This window comes from Aurantimonas manganoxydans SI85-9A1, from assembly GCF_000153465.1.
GTDB classification, from domain to species: domain Bacteria; phylum Pseudomonadota; class Alphaproteobacteria; order Rhizobiales; family Rhizobiaceae; genus Aurantimonas; species Aurantimonas manganoxydans.
In genome coordinates this window covers 2,869,821-2,886,646 of record NZ_CH672387.1, presented here as the reverse complement: position 1 = coordinate 2,886,646, position 16,826 = coordinate 2,869,821, and the positions used below count along the sequence as shown (strand labels likewise).

The window sequence follows — 16,826 nt, the reverse complement described above, 5'->3', positions numbered from 1 at the left end:
CGCCAGCGCGAAGACGATCGGCATCTCAAGCGGACCCACAGTGTCCGCCTTCCGCAAGGCATATCTTGACCCATACCGATTTCAAGGCGTTCGGCCTCGCCGACACGCTTCTTTCCGCGCTTGCGCGTCTCGACATCACCCAGCCGACGCCGATCCAGGCCCAGGCGATTCCGGCGGTCATGAAGGGCCGCGACGTTCTGGGTATCGCCCAGACCGGCACCGGCAAGACCGCGGCCTTCTCGCTGCCCGTCATCGACGCGCTGATCGCCAAGGGCGGTCGCCCGGCTCCGAAGACCCCGAAGGTCCTCGTCCTGACCCCGACCCGCGAGCTCGCCTCGCAGATCGCCGGCAACGTCAAATCCTACACCGCCGGCACCAAGCTGACCCATCATGTGATCTTCGGTGGTGTCTCGATCCGTCCGCAGATCGAGGCGATGCGCCGCGGCGTCGACATCGTCATCGCGACGCCGGGCCGTCTGCTCGACCTGTTGAACCAGCGTGCCCTGACGCTGTCCGAAGTCCACCACGTCGTTCTCGACGAGGCCGACCGGATGCTCGACATGGGCTTCGTCAAGGACGTCATGCGCATCGTTTCGCAGCTTCCGGCCGACCGCCAGTCGCTGCTGTTCTCGGCCACCATGCCGCGTGCGATGGAAGAGCTGGCCGCCAAGATCCTGACCAATCCGGTCCGGGTCGAGGTGACGCCGGAAGTCGTCACCGTCGAGAAGATCAACCAGAGCGTCTTTCTGGTGCCGCAGAAGGCCAAGAAGCTCTGGCTCATCGAGCATCTGGCCAAGCCTGACTTCGAGAAGACGGTGATCTTCACCCGCACCAAGCACGGCGCCAACAAGCTCGCAGCCGATCTGGAGAAAGCCGGCATCGATGCCCGCGCGATCCACGGCAACAAGAGCCAGGGCGCTCGTCAGAAGGCGCTGGGCGAGTTCCAGACCGGCACGGTCAGCGTACTCGTCGCCACCGACATCGTGGCCCGCGGCATCCATGTCGACGACATCTCCCATGTCGTGAACTTCGACCTGCCGGAAGAGCCGGAAAGCTACGTGCACCGCATCGGCCGCACCGCCCGCGCCGGCAAGTCCGGTATCGCGGTTGCGCTGGTCGATCCGTCGGAGCGCTCCAAGCTGCGCCAGATCGAGCGTCTGACCGGTCTCAACTTCGACCTGCAGCAGACCGACTATTCGGCGCATGTCGACCTGAACGCGCCGGAAGAGAAGCGTCCGCCGCGCGGCGCGCCGAAGCGTTTCGGCAACAAGCCGCAGGGCGCCGGTCGCCGTGGCGGCGGCGGTGGCCAGGGTGCGGGCGGTCAGCGCTCGGGCGAAGGCCGTGGCCAGCGCACCGAGGGCGGCAAGCCCGGCGGTCGCAGCAGCCGTCCGCGGCGCAGCGGCACCTCGAACCGTTCGGCGACCTACGCCTGACATCGCTCGCCGTCCCCTCGAAAGAGCGGGCCGGCACAGCAACCGACATCGACAGGGGGTGGCCTTACGGGCCGCCCCTTTTGCGTTTCAGGGCGTCCGGCACGATTTCCGCGAACGGCGCCGGAGCCGGTAGCGGGCGTGACCGTTGTCTGGCGACGGCGGTGTCGCCATATGAGGCGCAACGAGACGAGGTGCTATTCATGGCCGAGACCATCAAGGTGGACATCCCGCACAAGCTGACCCGCGAGACCGCGCGCCAGCGCATCGACGACGGCTTCGACCGCGTGCGTCAGGACATGCTGGGCGGCATGGTCAAGTTCGAGGACACCTGGACCGGCGACCATCTGGATTTCACCGCGCGGGTCATGGGCCAGCGCGTCACTGGCCGCCTCGACGTTCTCGACGAGTCGGTGCATCTGGAGATCGACCTGCCAAGCTTCCTCGCCGCCATCGCCGAGAAGCTGAAGGGTCGCCTGCGCAAGGAAGGCCAGATCCTGCTCGAAAAGAAGTAGGGCGGCGTTCAGCCGCAAATCGATCGCTTGGAGAGTTTTGATAGCAGAGAACTCGGCATAGCGATTCTATTCAACTCGCGGCAGAGGGTGCGGCCCTTAGCCATGGCCTCATCCCAAACATCGCATTCCCTGTCGATCAAACTGGCGATTTGTTCAGGTGTCCACCCGGCGTGCTTGCCTTCGCAGTTGGCGATGATGGTCATTCGCACGCCGTATATCAGCCAGTAGAACTGGAGGAGTCTCCCAGCATAGCGTCCAAGAAGGCCTATGCGATCCAAGTGCGCATGCATGACGGGAAATGGTTCGCTGTCGATCTCTTTCGAGGTCATAAGTGATCCAAGGTCGATAGCATGCCCCTGACGAGCCCGAATGGCCATTTCGCGCACGCCCGTCACGTGGTTTCTGCGTTCCATCAGGCTAACATAGCCCTCAATTTCAGCGGATAGCGCAGACGCAAGCGCCTGGGTTTCCTTTTGGTCGCTTAAGTGCCGAAGCCACCACTGACCAGCAAATGAAGCTGCTGCGCCGATTATTGCTCCAATAAAGCCGACTAAGGCCACGCCATAATCTGCAGGCATGGAATCTCCGATTAGGAGGAAGACCGTGCAACTCTTGCAAGGTCGATAGATTTATTTCAGGACGCCCATCAGCGTGGCCTTCTCGGTCTTCACCGTACCGCCGTTGCGGCCCGATTCGATGGCGAGGATGCGGCCGAGGCCGGGCACCTGCGAGCCGACGCGCACACGCCAGAGTTCGCCCGGCGAGGCCAGATGCGCCTCGGCCTGGAAGACCATGATGATCTGAAAATCCTCGGGCTTCAGCGGTACCGCTCGCACGACGGTCGACACCGGCATGGCGGCGACGGCGGGCGTCTCGCCCTTGTCGGTCGATCCTGTCTCGATCGGGTCGATCGCATCGTCGCGCATCGCCGACAAGAGCAGCCGGTCGAAATAGCCCGGGTCCAGCGACGAGATGGCGTTGACGCCGCCGAAGAAGAGGATGGACAGCGCAAACAGCGTGCCGCCCAGGAACCCGATCCGGTCGGAGCTGGGTTCGGCCGCAGCGCTCCTGCGACCGGCGTCGGATGATGGGGAACCTGACGCGGACAAGACGACCTCGAGGAAGGCTGGACTTCAGGGAACCGGCCGCCGGAACTGGTCCGGGGCTGGATTGCCCATCCAACATCGCATCGAACGGTTAATGCTTTCTGCGCCGCCGGTGCAACGGGCTCAGGCATCGCCTTCAGGATTTGTTCGGCTTGTGCAGGCTATCATCGGGCATGGCCGGAACCCCGAATCCCGACAGTCATGAAAGCCGGATGGCGTCGCGCCGCCGCACGCGCCTGCGCCCGGTCAAGCTCGTCACCGTTGCCGGGCGTTTCATCGAGGACGGAACCGCGATCGACGTGTCGGAGACCGGCTGCCGCATCCGGCGGTTCAACACCGGCCGGGTTCCCGCACGCCTGGCGGTCTATGACGAGGCGGACAACAGCTTCCGCCTTGCGCTGGTGATCTGGTCGCGGGGGCCTGAGATCGGCGTGCGCTTCGTGGGAACGCCGCGCGCCGGCACGCGGGCCGACGTCCACCGCCTCACCGGACGCTTCTACGCCGTCACCGGCTGACGGCGCGGGGTGCTTACCCCTGCCGTCCGTTGCGGATGTCGTCCTTGGCGATGTAGTCGAACTGGTCGACCAGGATCTCCTTGACGAGTTCCTCGCTGTAGCGGGCGTTCACGGCGTCGCGAATCCCGTCGGTCAGCGAACTCAGGTCGAACCGTGTCGGCTCATCGAAGTCGAACCCGTCGGTCGTGTAGAGCCGGCGGAAGGCCTCGTCGAGGATGAACGGGTCCGGCGGCACCTTGAGCTGGGCCACCGTCTTGCCGTCGATCGTGTAGACGAATCGCGCCAGGATATAGCCCCGGATCGCCGAATCCTTGATCATCGGGATCGTGATGTTTTCGGTCTTGCGGTAGTCGAGCCCTTCGAAATAGTTCGGCTCCGCCTCCTCACTCGGGGCGGAGTTGATCGACGCCATGACGTAGCTCGATCCGAGCGTCACGGCACAAACCCACAGACCGACCGCGAGGAGCTTGATCACCGTGCGGCTGCCCGGCGGCCCATCTGGGCGCTATAGGTGCCGTCGGATTCCGCTTCGGTCATGGAGCGCGAGATCATCTCCGAGACTTCGTGGCTGGCCGTGACGTGCAGCTCCAGCGTCCGGCGGTTCTGCTCGAGAAGTCCGGCCAGCCGCTTCAGGCGGTCGCCGAATTCCGGCTCGACATCGTCGCGCGCCGGCATGCGGCGGCTGAGGCGGCTGAACTCCAGAAGGCTCTGGTTCTTGCGGGCCGCGATCTCGCCGAGATCGATCGGCGTACCGCTGGCCAGTGCACCGGTTTCGGCGGTGAGGACCGCTTCGAGGCGGTCGACGGCTTTGCTGAGAGCGAGGTCCACGGTGTGCAACTCCTATTCTGCGATGTTGTCGCGCATGGCGCCGGCGCGGGCGATATCCGCCTGCCGCAGCATGCGCTCGAGGCCGTTGGTTGCCGACACGGCGCCGCTGGCTGAGGCAAGATCGACCTGTTCGCGGCTGCGGATCGAATCGGCGATGCCGATGCCGCCGTTCTTGGCCAGCTCGTTGCCGATTTCCTCGGCCATCATCGAGCGCCAGACTTCACCGGCCGTGCCTTCGCCGAAATAGTTCGAGGCTTCGGTCGGCAGCATGGATTCGACGAAATTGCGCAGGACGAAGCCCTCGAACTGTTCGAGCGGCGAGATCTCCCGGGAGCGGTGCTTGACGAGCGGAACGATGGGGGCGGCGGGGGCGCTGCCACCATCGGGCTTGTCGGTCTTGGCCGCGTCGAGGGCCGCCACGAAGGTCTCGCTGCCGCCGTCTGGGCTCTTGCGGGCAGGTGCCGTCCTGGCACTCGCCGACTGGGCGGCGGGCAGGAGGGCATGGAGGCTGGCGGTGCTGGTCATCGGCGGGGTCGCGGTTCAAACACGGGAAGGTTCGAACCGCTTCTACCGGCGCAGGCTTATTCGAAGCTGGGGTGGCGGCGGGCCAGATGCCCTTCGACGCTGCTTTCGAGGCTACGCGTTTCCTCCTCCGCGTCGCGGTTGCGGCGGGCGTCGTCGCGCACCTTCTCGACACCCTTTTCGGCGCGGCGCGTCGTGGTGATGCGCTGCTCGGTGGCGCTCTGGTCGGCCAGATTGGCGCTGCGCTTCACCTCGTTGCGGCGCAGATTGCGGACCTTGGCCTCGATGAACAGGCCGTGCAGCTGCGATTCCGTGCCGAGACTGTCGAGCAGGGCGACGTCGTCCTTGTCGATGGTCTCGCGCTCCTGACGCAGGTTCGACAGGCGCCATTCCTCCAGGAGCCGCTTCTGGCCCTGAACCTTGAGAATGCGGTCGAGCCGGCGCACGCGCGATCTGTCGTCGCTCATCCCACCAGCACCCAGCGTTCGAAATCCTGCATGAACAAGATGAGGAAGTCGCTGATCGTGTAGCCGAGCAGCACGAGGCCGCCGGCAAGAACGAAAGGCAGCGAGATGAAGTAAATCGGGATGGTCGGGGTCAACTTGTTGGCGAGGCCGATGGCGAAATTGACGACGACGCCGTAGAGCACGAACGGGCTGGAAATGCGCAGGCAGAGCAGGAAGGCCTCGTCGAGATTGTCGGTGATGTTGACGAGGCTGCCGCGGATCGAGAAGCCGGCGGCGGCCGGCATGGCCGTGTAGGACGCGACCAGCGCCCGGGCGATCTCGGCATGCAGGTTGAGCACGAAGATCAGCGTCGTGGCGGTCAGCGTGATCAGCGAGGCGACGGCCGGCATCGGATCGCTCTCGTCGATCGGCACGCCCATCTGCATGCCCATGCCGATGGAATTGGCGACGACGTGGCCGGCGAACTGCAGGGCGATCATGAAGCTGCGGCCGAGCAGGCCAATGAACAGCCCGTTGAGGATCTCGGAGATCATCAGCGCCAGCTTGCCGTTGTCGTCGGCCGCCGCGACCAGCGGCTGCAAGGTCGGCAGGAGGGCTGGCGACAGCGCCACCGAGACGGCGAGGGACAGGAACAGGCGCACTTGCAGCGGCACGCGCGACGACGAGAAGCCCGGCATCAACAGGAGGCAGGAGCCGAAGCGGCAGAAGATCAGGAACAGCGAAAAGACGAGTTCCGACAGTTCCACGCTCATGAGATCGAACCGAGCGCCCGGATATCCACGCCGCGTGCGATCTCGAGATGCGAGAGCACCGGCAGGGTGACAAAGATGCGCTCGATCATCATGCGCACATACGGGCGGGCGTCGGGCGCCGCGACCAGCACGAACATCTCGCCCTGGTCCATCTTCTCGCGGATCACCTTGGTGGCCTCGGTGGCGAACTGCTCGACGAGGCGCGGGTCGATGTCGAACTCGACGACCTCGCCCTTGGCGTCGCGCTTCAGCGCCTGGTGGAAGGCAAGGTCCCACTGGTTGCCGAGGCGCAGGACGCCGAGCTGGCCGTTGTGCAGGAGATCGCCGCAGATCTGCTGGGCCATGCGCATGCGCACATGCTCGACGATCTGCTCGGACCGGCGCACATGCGGCGCGATCTCGGCGATGGCCTCCAGGATGAGGTTCAGGTTGCGGATCGAGACGCGCTCGGCGAGCAGCAGCTTGAGCACCGCCTGCAGGCCCGAATAGGACATGTTGGCCGGGATGATCTCGTCGATCAGGCGCTTGTATTCCGGCTCAAGGCGATCGAGCAGGGTGCGCATGTCCTTGTAGGACAGGAGCTGCGCCAGATTGTTGCGGATCGTCTCCGACAGATGGGTGAGGACGATCGACAGGGTGTCGATCGGCTCGAAGCCCTGGCGGCGCACCTCCGTGGCGAAGGTTTCCGAGACCCAGGCAGCGCGCATGCCGAAGGCCGGCTCCTTGGTGAGATCGTGCGGCACGTCGGGCGCGCCGGCGTCGCCCAGGACGATCATCGACTCGCCGAGCCGCAGCGGCTGGGTGGCGATAGTAGTACCGTGGATCTTGATCGCGTAGGATTTCGGATCGAGCGTCAGATCGTCGGAGAGCTTGATCTCGGGCACGACGAAGCCGTAGCGCGCGGCAAAGCGGCGACGCATCTTCTGGACGCGGTGGGCCATCTCGTCGCGCTGCAGGAGGAGATGCGCCGAGGTCTGCTTGCCGAAGACCAGCTCGATCTCGACGATCTTCAGCGATTCCTTGACCGAGTTGCGCTCGGCGTTCTGGGCGACCTGCTTCTCCTCGGCGACGGTCGCCTCGGCCTGGCGCAGTTCCTCGTTGCGGCGCTTGGGCACGAGATAGGCGATGGACGCCATTATGCAGGCGAGCAGCATGAAGGGAATGAACGGCAGGCCCGGCAGCAACGCCAGCAGCGCCATCAGGCCGGCGGCGACGGCGAGGGCGCGCGGGTAGAAGCCGAGCTGGCCGAGAACGGCGGTCTGGGCGGCGCCGCGGGTGCCGCCCTTGGAGACGAGCAGACCGGCGGCCAGCGAGACGATCAGCGCCGGGATCTGCGAGACGAGGCCGTCGCCGACCGACAGCTTGGTGAACACCTCGGCGGCGCCGGCGGCGTCCATGTCGTGGCGGGTGATGCCGATGATGATGCCGCCGAAGACGTTGACGGCGGTGATGATCAGGCCGGCGATGGCGTCGCCGCGCACGAATTTCGAGGCACCATCCATGGAGCCGAAGAAGGCGCTTTCCTCTTCGAGCTCCTTGCGGCGCGCCTGCGCCTGCTTCTCGTCGATCAGGCCCGACGACATGTCGGCGTCGATGGCCATCTGCTTGCCGGGGATGGCGTCGAGGGTGAAGCGGGCGCCGACTTCCGCGATACGCGTGGCGCCCTTGGTGATGACCATGAAGTTCACGACGATCAGGATCACGAAGACCACGATGCCGATGAAGAAGTCGCCGCTCATGACGAATTGCGAGAAGCCGCCGATGACGTGACCGGCAGCGTTCACGCCCTGGTGGCCCTCGGACAGGATCACGCGCGTGGTGGCGATGTTCAGCGACAGCCGCAGCATGGTCGCCAGCAGCAGGACGGTCGGGAAGGCCGAGAAGTCGAGCGGCTTCTGGATCCACAGGGAGACCATGAGGATCAGGACGGACAGGGCGATCGACAGCGCCAGGCCCATGTCGATCATGAAGGCCGGGATTGGAACGAACAGGACGGTCAGGACAAAGACGACGGCAACGGCAAAGCCGATGTCGCGCCCACCCTTGGATTCGACGGAGGCTATGGGTTTCAGCGTGTCGACGGCCATAGGGGGCCCTTCTGCGGCATTGCGTTCCGCCAGACCCCAAAGCTCAGACGGGCTTCATCGCCCATTGCGCCATATCATCCGGCGCTCGTTCGTCGCAGACGAAGGTTGCACCGGGCTGACCCCTTCGGGCCGGGAGGCGCGCCCGCAGGCGCCGCCGTCCTAGTCTTCCGCTTCGGCGCGGACCATTTCCAGCTCCAGCCAGTCATCCTCGGCCTTGGCCAGCGCCGCACGGTGCTTGTCGATCCCGGCCGCCAGCTTGGCGAAGCGGTCCGGGTTCTTCGTGAACAGGGCGGGATCGGCGATCTCGGCTTCGGCCTTGGCGATCGCCGCTTCCAGCTTGGCGATCTCCTTGGGCAGGTTTTCGAGCGCGAATTTCTGCTTGAAGGACAGCTTGGACGATCCGCCCTTGCCGGCGGCGCCGCTGGAGGCGCCTGACGTGCCGCCGCCGCTCTTGCTGGCACCGTTCTTCGCGCTGCCCTTGTCGGACGGCTTGCCGGCGATGGCGGCTGCCTTGGCCGCGTCGCGGCGCTGGGCGACCATGTCGCTGTAACCGCCGGCATATTCCAGCCAGTGGCCGTTGCCGTCGGGCGAGATGACGCTGGTCACGGTGCGGTCGAGGAAGTCGCGGTCGTGGCTGACGAGAAGCACGGTGCCGGGATAATTGGCGATCAGTTCCTCGAGGAGATCGAGCGTCTCCATGTCGAGGTCGTTGGTCGGCTCGTCGAGGACGAGGAAGTTCGCCGGCGTTGCCAGCGTCTTGGCCAGCAGCAGGCGCGCGCGCTCGCCACCGGACAGCTTGCCCGCAGGGGTGCGGATCTGCTCGGGCGTGAACAGGAAGTCGCGCAGATAGCCGACCACATGGCGCGGCTCGCCGTTGACCATCACCTGGTCGCCGCGGCCGTCGGTGATCGCGTCCTGCACCGAGAGGTCGTCGGCCAGCGCCGCGCGCTTCTGGTCGAGGAAGGCGAGGTCGAGATTGGTGCCGAGCTTCACCCGGCCGGAATCCGGTTTCAGCTCGCCGATCAGCATCTTCAGCAGCGTCGTCTTGCCGATGCCGTTGGGACCGACGAAGCCGACCCGGTCGCCGCGGGCGATGCGGGTGGAGAAATCGTCGACCAGCGTGCGGCCGTCATAGGCCTTCGACACGTTGAAGGCCTCGATGACCAGCTTGCCGCTTTCGCGTGTGGCGCTGGCTTCCATCGATACCTGACCCACGGCCCTCCGCGTGTCGCGGCGCTGCTGGCGCAGATCGTGGAGGGCGCCCAGCCGGCGCATGTTGCGGGTGCGCCGCGCGGTCACGCCATAGCGCAGCCAGTGCTCCTCGCGCACGATTTTGCGGTCGAGCTTCTGCAGGTCGCGCTCTTCTTCCTCCAGCACCTTGTCGCGCCAGGCCTCGAAGGACCCGAAGCCCTGGTCGAGACGCTTGGCCGACCCGCGGTCGATCCAGACGGTAGAGCGGGTGACGCGTTCCAGGAAGCGGCGGTCATGGCTGATGACGACGACGGCGCTCTTCATCTGGCGCACCTCGTCCTCCAGCCATTCGATCGTCGGCAGGTCGAGATGGTTGGTGGGCTCGTCGAGCAGCACGATGTCCGGCTCGGGCGCCAGGGTGCGCGCCAGAGCGGCGCGGCGGGCCTCGCCGCCCGACAGGTGATGCGGCTCCATGTCCTCGGTCAGGCCCAGGGCGTCGAGGCACATGGTGACCCGGTAGGGATCGTCGGCGGGGCCGAGGCCCGAGGCGACATAGGCGCCGACCGTCTTGAAGTCGCCGAAATCCGGCTCCTGCGGCAGGTAGCGCAGGGTCGTGCCGGGCTTCAGGAAGACCTCGCCGCCGTCGGGCTCGACTTGGCCCGCGGCGATCTTCATCAGGGTCGACTTGCCCGAGCCGTTGCGACCGACCAGCGCGATGCGCTCGCCGGGCAGGACGTTCAGCTCGACGCCGGTCAGGAGCGGCGTGCCGCCGAAGGTGAGGCGGACGCCATCGAGGCGCAATAGGGGAGGGGGTGCCATGGCCGCGTTCTAGCGGGGATGGGCGGGTGGGGGAAGTGGCCTTTCGCCTGTTCGGCCTCTGCTTGTGGGCGGCGTCAGCCGGCCTATTCGGCCGGCGCCACCGTTCCCGCATCCCGATCTCGGCCCCGCTCGCGTTGCGCCGCTTCCGCCTCGGCGATGTCGCGCTGCAGCCGGGCGGACTTTTCGGCGTTCGGCGTCGAGAACCGGCCGAGAATGAGATAGGCGACCGGCGTGACATAGAGCGTCGAGAAGGTGGCGAGGCCGAGCCCGCCGACGATGACATAGCCGAGCGCCACGCGCGCTTCGGCGCCGGCGCCCGAGGCCAGCACCAGCGGCACGCCGCCGACGACGGTGGCGATCATGGTCATCATCACCGGCCGCAGCCGGATCAGCGCCGCCTGCTCCACGGCCTCGCGGACCGACAGGCCTTCCTCGCGCAACTGATTGGCGAACTCGACGATCAAAATGCCGTTCTTGGCCATGATCCCGACCAGCAGCACGAGGCCGATCTGGCTGTAGAGATTGAGGCTCATGCCGAAGAAGTCGAGCGCGAAGATCGCGCAGGCGACGCCCAGCGGTACGGTCGCAATGATGATGAAGGCTGAGACGAAACTCTCGAACTGCGCCGCCAGCACCAGGATGATGATGACGATGGCGAAGCCGAAGACGAGGGCGAGGCCGCTATTGGTCTCGTTCAGCGTAGCGGCTTCGGCCAGCGGCACGAGGCGCTGGTCGGCCGGCAGGATCTCCTCGGCGAAGACCTGCAGATCCGTCCAGCCTTCCTGGATCGAGTAGTTGTCGGGAATCTGCGCCGACAGCGAGACCGCCCGCGAGCGGTTTTCACGTGTCAGCGCCGGAGCGATCGGCTTTTCCTCGACGCTTGCCACCGTCGACATGGGCACGATCCGCCCGTCGCTCGCTTTCAGGAAGATGTTGCGCATGTCATCGGGGTCGTTGACCGGATCGGAGCTGGCGATCAGCCGGATCGGGATCTGCTTGTCCTCGACATAGGTCTGGCCGATCTCGCGCCCGTCGAGCAGCGCCTGCATGGCGGTCGCCAGCCCGTCGATGTCGATGCCGAGGTCGGAGGCCCGGGCGCGGTCGATCACCACCGACAACTGTGGCTGGGTGGCATCTTCGGACAGTCGCACGTCGCCCCAGCGGCCGTCCGCCTGCATCGCCGCCAGCAGTTCGTCGGCGCTTTCCGCCAACTCCTCGAAATTCTGGCCGGCGATGGCGAACTGCAGGCCGCGGCCGCCGCCGCGAATGCCGAGCGAGTTCGGTTGAATGGCAAAGGCCCGCACGCCGGTGATCCGGCGCAGCTTGCCGTTGATCTCGGCGACGATCTCCTGCTGGCTGCGCGCCCGCACCGCCCAGTCCTTCAGTGACACGACGAGGAAGGCCGAATTGGCCGAGCCGCGGCCGGAGATCGCGAAAACGTTGTCGGCCTCGCCGTTCTCCACATAGGGAATGACCACGTCCTCGACCCGGCGAAGCTGGGCGTTGGTGTATTCGAGGCTGGCGCCCTGCGGGGCGCTGATGCTCATCAGGACGACGCCGCGGTCCTCGGTCGGCGTCAGCTCCTGCGGCATCTGCAGGAAGGTGAGATAGGCCGCGAAGGAGAAGATGCCAGCGCCGACCACGATCAGCAGCGGGAAGGCGAGGCAGAAGCGCAGCGAGACGGCGTACATGCCGGCGAGGCGCGCTCCGAACCAGCGCACCGACCGCTGGAACGGCCCGGGCCGACGCTCGGCTTCCCGCGCCTTGAGGAAATACGCCGCCAGCATCGGGCAGAGGGTGAGGGCGATGAAGGAGGAGATCACCACCGCCATGGCCAGAACGAAGCCGAATTCGCGGAACAGGCCACCGGCCTGGCCGGGCAGGAAGGAGATCGGCACGAAGACCGCCGCCAGCGTTGCCGTGGTCGAGATGACCGCGAAGAACACTTCGCGCGTGCCCAGCACCGCGGCCGCCTGCGGACGTGCCCCCATGTCGCGCTGGCGCACGATGTTCTCGAGCACGATGATCGCGTCGTCGACGACCATGCCGGTGGCCAGCACCAGCGCCAGAAGGGTCAGGATGTTGATCGAGAAGCCGACGAGATAGATGAAGGCGACGACGCCGATCAGCGCGATCGGCATCGTCACCGCCGGAATGATCGTCGCGCGGACATTCAGCAGGAACAGGAAGATCACGAAGATCACCACGGCGACCGAGATGCCGAGGGCGATCTCGACCTCGTGGATGGCGCCATTAATGAAGGTCGCGTCGTCGCTGGTGACGCGCACGGTCACGCCGTCGGGCAGGGTCTCGTTGAGATTGGCGACCTCGGCGCGGATGCCGTCGGAGATGTCGAGCGTGCTCGACCCGGCCTGGCGCACGACGCCCATGCCGACGCCGGTCTCGCCGTTGCGGCGCAGCTGCGACGCTGCGTCATCGGGACCGAAGCGCACGCTGGCGACATCGCCGAGCCGGGTGCGGTCGTCGAGGAAGATGGTCTCGAACTCTTCCGGCGAGGTCACGTTGGCGTCGGCGCGCACGATCAGATCCTGCGAGGGCGAGCCGAGCGAGCCCGCGGGCACGTCGAGCGCCGCGTTCTGCAACGCCGTCGAGACGGTGCCCAGCGTGAGGCCGCGCGTCGCCAGCTTGTCCGGGTCGACGTCGACATAGATGACCTTCTCGCGCTCGCCGTAGATCTGCAGGTCGGCAACGCCCTCCACGGCGGCGAGCTGGTCGGCGATCCGGTCCTCGACCAGCGTCGTCAGATCCTCGATCGACAGGCCGGGGGCGGTGACCGCCAGGCGCATGATCGCCGAGGCGTCGGCGTCGGCCTTGACGATGCGCGGCTCCTCCGCGCCCTCCGGCAGGCTGTTGGCGATGCGGCTGACGGCATTGCGCACGTCGCTGGCGGCGACGTTGAGATCGGTGGCGTCGGTGAATTCGATCGTCACCCGGCTGTCGCCGAATTCCGACTTCGACGACACCGAGGCGATGCCCGAAACGCGCGCCACGGCGCTTTCGATCTCGCTGGTGATCTGCCGGTCGACGGTTTCGGGAGACGCGCCGGGAAAGTCGATGGACACGCTGATGACGGGGCGGTCGACATTCGGCAGTTCGCGCACTTCGATGGCGCCGAAGGCGGCGAGGCCCGCCACCACGATCAGCAGATTGACGACGATGGTCAGCACCGGCCGGCGGATGAACAGGCTGGTGAAGGCGGTGATGCCGTCGGGCTTGGCCGGCGTGCTCATCAGCGGGCGGCTCCGGCGGAAGCCTGACCGTCAGCCTGTGGCTGCTCGGCCGCGTTGGCCTGTGCAATGCCGACGAGGCCATGCGCCGTTGCGCGGTCGTCGCCGCCGGACTTCGGCATGGTGCTGGCGGACGGGACTGGCGCGGCCGGCGCGGTGCCGTCCGGCGCGGGGGCATCATTGACGCTTTCCACCGCGCCGCCTTCGCGAACCGACTGCAGCCCTTCGACGACGACGGAGTCGCCGGCGGCCAGATCGTCCGAGGCAACGAGCACGCGGTCGATCGTCCGCTCGACGATCCGTACCGGCGCCTTCTGCGCCTTGCCGTCGACGATCTTCCAGACGATCGGCCCGGTGCGCTCCCAGACGACGGAAATGGGGTCGACCGACAGGAAGGTCTCGCCTTCCAGCGACAAGGACACGCTGAACGACATGCCCGGACGCAGGTCATCGGAGCCGTTCTCGATCCGGGCCTCGGTACGCAGGGTCCGGCTCGCTTCGTCGAGACGGCTGTCGATGGCGGTGATTTCGCCCTCATAGACCGTGTCGGGCCGCGCGGTGGACACCGCCTCGACCGGCGTGCCGATGGCGAGCTGCTGCACGAAGCTTTCCGGCGTGTAGAAAATGACCTTCAGTTGCTCGCGGTCGTCAACGGTGGCGATCACCGTATCGTTGGAGACCAGATCGCCGCGATCGACGGCGATGATACCGACCCGCCCGGGGATCGGCGCGCGGATGTCGCGCTTGCCGAGCGCGATCTCGGCGGACCGCAGGTCGAGCCTGGCATTGTCGCGCTCGCGCGTCACGTCGGTGACCTCGACGGCGCTGAGTGTGTTGGCCCTTTGCAGGCGCTCGAAGCGGGCGACCTTGTCCTCCGCGGCATCGAGGGCGAGCCGGGCGCGATCGACCGCGAGTTCCTCGCTTGCCCGTTCCAGCCGGACCAGAACCGTGCCTTCCTCCACCATGTCGGCAGACTGGACGACGACTTCCTCGATGATGCCGGCGGTGTTGTCGGGATGGACGACCACCGAACGGGCGGCTTCGCCAGTGCCGATGGACCGCATGCGGGTCCGCGTGGAGCCCGTGGTCACGGGTGAGGAGACGACCATCGTCGCACCACCGCCGCGGCGACGCCCGCCGGAGCGCTGACCCTCGCCGCTGGCGATCTCGGGGGCGGGTTCGCCGGCTTCCGGGGCGATCCACAGAATGGCCGAGCGCAGCGGATCGGGCAGGGGCAGATCCGCTGCGAGCAGGGAACGCCCCGCCGACGGGTCGAACTTGATGTAGGCCGCACCCGCGACGGCCAGCGCCAGGATCGTGACGAAGATCTGCTTCAGGAAACCCATGGGATCGCTTGTACTCGTAAGGATTGCGCGAGGTCCGGCCGCCGTGGCCGATGCTACCAGTATAGGAGAGATTTCGGCGGTTTGCGGCTGGATTTGTTACGAACTGTAATTCAGCCGTAACAACGCGATCACAAGGGCGGCACTTCTGCACGGGTGGCCATTTCCGCGCCGACCGCCGAACGAAAAAGGGGCCCGCCTTTCGGCGAGCCCCTTCGATGCGTGCAGTCGGATGTCGCTTAGTTTGCGACGGCCGGCGCCTCCGACGTCGAGGCGTCGTTGCCCATCATGCCGCCGTTCTGGATCCGCATGGTCTCGCGGTTGTCGGCGTAGGTGTCAGCGTTGTACTCCGGCGCGTTCTCGAGCTGCTCCTCGGTGAACTGCGTGTAGAGATACATCGAGCCGTTCGCGTCCTGCATGAACTGCAGGTTGTCCATGGCCACGGCCACCGGCTTCTCGCCGATGCCCAGGAAACCACCGACATCGACGATCACGGCGTCGACCGAACCCTCGGCGGTGAGGGCGATGTCGCCGATGTCACCAACGGTCGAGTCATCGGGGCCATAGACGGTCGTGCCCATCAGGTTGTCCGCGGTCAGCTGAGCCGAGTCGGTGACCGGGGTCATCTGCGAACGCTCGGACGAACCACCGACCGAAGCGGTCGTGTCGTTCTCGGCGGTGGAGTTCGCCGCCATGCCCGTGCCGGCTGCCGTACCGGTCGTCGTCACGACACCGTCCGTCGCGGCCATGTTGTCCGCCGGCTGCTCGGTGTTCTCGGCTGCATCGGCAACGCGCTCGGTCGGCTCATCGGTCGGAGCTTCGGCCGTCGGCGTCATTTCCCCTTCGTTCTCGGCCGTCATCTCGGACGGACGCTCGTCCTCGAAGGAGGAGGCCTGCTCGAGCTCCTCGCGGGTGGCGGAGGCTACGATACGAACCTCGTCACCGTCGGCGCGGGTCATCTCGAGACGGTCGAACGGAACGGCGACGTCCTTTTCGCCAATGCCGAGGAAGCCACCGACGCCCACGACGCCTGCTTCGACCTGACCGGACGACGAGACGACGAGATCACCGATGTCGCCGAGGCTTTCGGCATCCTCACCCGGGCCGGAATAGACCGACGCGCCGATGAGGTTCTCGCTGAGATACTGGTCGGCACCAACGGTGCTCGGATACTCGCCCTGACCGGCAGCAGCGGTCTCGACCGGCTGGGAAGCCGTCTCCGAGGTCGCGGAACCGGCAGCCATTGTGTTGGTCTCGGCGGCATCATCTGCTGCGACCGGCGCCGCCGGTGCGGTAGCCGTCTCGGTCTGCGGCGTCGATGCAGTTGACGTACCCATCGCGTCGCCGCTCATGCCGGCGTCGGTTGCAGCAGCCTGCTGCTCGTCCGGCATGGTGAACTCGGGAGCCTGTGCCAGCTGATCGGCACCGGCGCTCAGAACGGCGCGGACATCGTCTTCATCCGTCATGGACCAGGAGATCTGATCGAACGGAATGGCGACGCGGCGCGACTCGTCGTTCACGGTCGCATCGACAACCGCGGCGACGACCTTGCCGTCACTGCCGACCAGGAAGTTCTCGATCTCGCCGATCGATTCTGCATCCTCGGCGTCGCTCGCGTAGATGGTCTTGCCGTTCAGCTCCGACGCCAGATACTGGTCGGCGGAGAGATTGCGGAGATAATTGCCGGACTGGGCGGCCGTCGCGGTCGCATTGGCATCGGCGGATGCTTCGACCTTGGCCGGGGCCGTGGTCTCTGCGGTCGTGGCGGCGTCCTGCGCATAGGCACCCGTTGCGATAACGGATGCGAGAGCGGTAGTGGCAAGCAACGTGCGGATCATGATAAGACCTCCTGGTCTATTGTTTCCGATAGGCGACTGCCGCGCGGCATGGTGTCGTGGAAAACATGTGTCGCGCGGCATCTGGGAGAGGAAGAACTGAGCGGGCTTAAGGTTCCGGTTCGCTTCCTGTTTTTTGCCATCCAGCGCAGCCGAGCTGCGCCGGAT

15 protein-coding genes are annotated in these 16,826 nt (G+C 66.3%); 3 read left to right on the top strand and 12 right to left on the bottom strand.

The window, feature by feature from the left end; all coding sequences use genetic code 11:
• Positions 1-65 precede the first annotated feature (65 nt).
• Together SI859A1_RS13645 and SI859A1_RS13640 are read left to right on the top strand one after the other, a co-directional pair.
• On the top strand, positions 66-1,433 hold the full coding sequence (locus SI859A1_RS13645; RefSeq protein ID WP_009210319.1) for a DEAD/DEAH box helicase: 1,368 nt from the start codon (positions 66-68) through the stop codon (positions 1,431-1,433).
• A 200-nt stretch (positions 1,434-1,633) separates the two neighbouring features.
• Entirely contained in the window at positions 1,634-1,945 is a 312-nt protein-coding gene (locus tag SI859A1_RS13640) for a polyhydroxyalkanoic acid system family protein (protein ID WP_040325831.1), read from the top strand.
• 8 nt (positions 1,946-1,953) lie between these two features.
• Here the strand turns inward: SI859A1_RS13640 and SI859A1_RS21505 are convergent, their stop codons facing one another.
• Positions 1,954-2,523: a hypothetical protein gene (locus tag SI859A1_RS21505; protein ID WP_009210317.1), complete on the bottom strand. Its 570-nt coding sequence runs from the start codon at positions 2,521-2,523 to the stop codon at positions 1,954-1,956.
• A gap of 51 nt (positions 2,524-2,574) precedes the next feature.
• Positions 2,575-3,054 carry a hypothetical protein gene (locus SI859A1_RS13630; protein ID WP_040325829.1) on the bottom strand — a complete coding sequence of 160 codons (480 nt, stop codon included), beginning with the start codon at positions 3,052-3,054 and terminating at the stop codon, positions 2,575-2,577.
• 170 nt (positions 3,055-3,224) lie between these two features.
• Here SI859A1_RS13630 and SI859A1_RS13625 point away from each other — a divergent pair, with 170 nt between their 5' ends.
• Positions 3,225-3,566, top strand: coding sequence for a hypothetical protein (locus SI859A1_RS13625; protein WP_009210315.1), 342 nt, complete (start codon positions 3,225-3,227; stop codon positions 3,564-3,566).
• A gap of 13 nt (positions 3,567-3,579) precedes the next feature.
• Here the strand turns inward: SI859A1_RS13625 and SI859A1_RS13620 are convergent, their stop codons facing one another.
• The 10 genes from SI859A1_RS13620 to SI859A1_RS20410 form a co-directional block, all read right to left on the bottom strand.
• Positions 3,580-4,041, bottom strand: coding sequence for a hypothetical protein (locus tag SI859A1_RS13620; protein WP_009210314.1), 462 nt, complete (start codon positions 4,039-4,041; stop codon positions 3,580-3,582).
• The gene (locus SI859A1_RS13615) at positions 4,038-4,394 is read right to left on the bottom strand and encodes a hypothetical protein (RefSeq protein ID WP_040325827.1); all 357 of its coding nucleotides are present in this window, start codon (positions 4,392-4,394) and stop codon (positions 4,038-4,040) included. The genes SI859A1_RS13620 and SI859A1_RS13615 overlap by 4 nt, the downstream gene beginning before the upstream one ends.
• Before the next feature lie 12 nt (positions 4,395-4,406).
• A complete protein-coding gene (locus tag SI859A1_RS21930; protein WP_050767543.1) occupies positions 4,407-4,919 on the bottom strand; it encodes a rod-binding protein in 513 nt (170 codons plus the stop codon).
• Positions 4,920-4,975: 56 nt separating this feature from the next.
• Entirely contained in the window at positions 4,976-5,383 is a 408-nt protein-coding gene (locus SI859A1_RS13605) for a hypothetical protein (protein ID WP_040325826.1), read from the bottom strand.
• Entirely contained in the window at positions 5,380-6,135 is a 756-nt protein-coding gene (locus SI859A1_RS13600) for a flagellar biosynthetic protein FliR (RefSeq protein ID WP_009210312.1), read from the bottom strand. The genes SI859A1_RS13605 and SI859A1_RS13600 overlap by 4 nt, the downstream gene beginning before the upstream one ends.
• A complete protein-coding gene (gene flhA, locus SI859A1_RS13595) occupies positions 6,132-8,222 on the bottom strand; it encodes a flagellar biosynthesis protein FlhA (protein WP_009210311.1) in 2,091 nt (696 codons plus the stop codon). Before flhA ends, SI859A1_RS13600 begins: the two co-directional genes overlap by 4 nt.
• A gap of 159 nt (positions 8,223-8,381) precedes the next feature.
• Entirely contained in the window at positions 8,382-10,232 is a 1,851-nt protein-coding gene (locus tag SI859A1_RS13590; protein WP_009210310.1) for an ABC-F family ATP-binding cassette domain-containing protein, read from the bottom strand.
• Between the two features lie 83 nt (positions 10,233-10,315).
• Positions 10,316-13,483, bottom strand: coding sequence for an efflux RND transporter permease subunit (locus SI859A1_RS13585; RefSeq protein WP_009210309.1), 3,168 nt, complete (start codon positions 13,481-13,483; stop codon positions 10,316-10,318).
• Entirely contained in the window at positions 13,483-14,826 is a 1,344-nt protein-coding gene (locus SI859A1_RS13580) for an efflux RND transporter periplasmic adaptor subunit (protein ID WP_009210308.1), read from the bottom strand. Before SI859A1_RS13580 ends, SI859A1_RS13585 begins: the two co-directional genes overlap by 1 nt.
• 236 nt (positions 14,827-15,062) lie before the next feature.
• A complete protein-coding gene (locus SI859A1_RS20410) occupies positions 15,063-16,661 on the bottom strand; it encodes a PRC-barrel domain-containing protein (RefSeq protein ID WP_050767542.1) in 1,599 nt (532 codons plus the stop codon).
• Positions 16,662-16,826 lie beyond the last annotated feature (165 nt).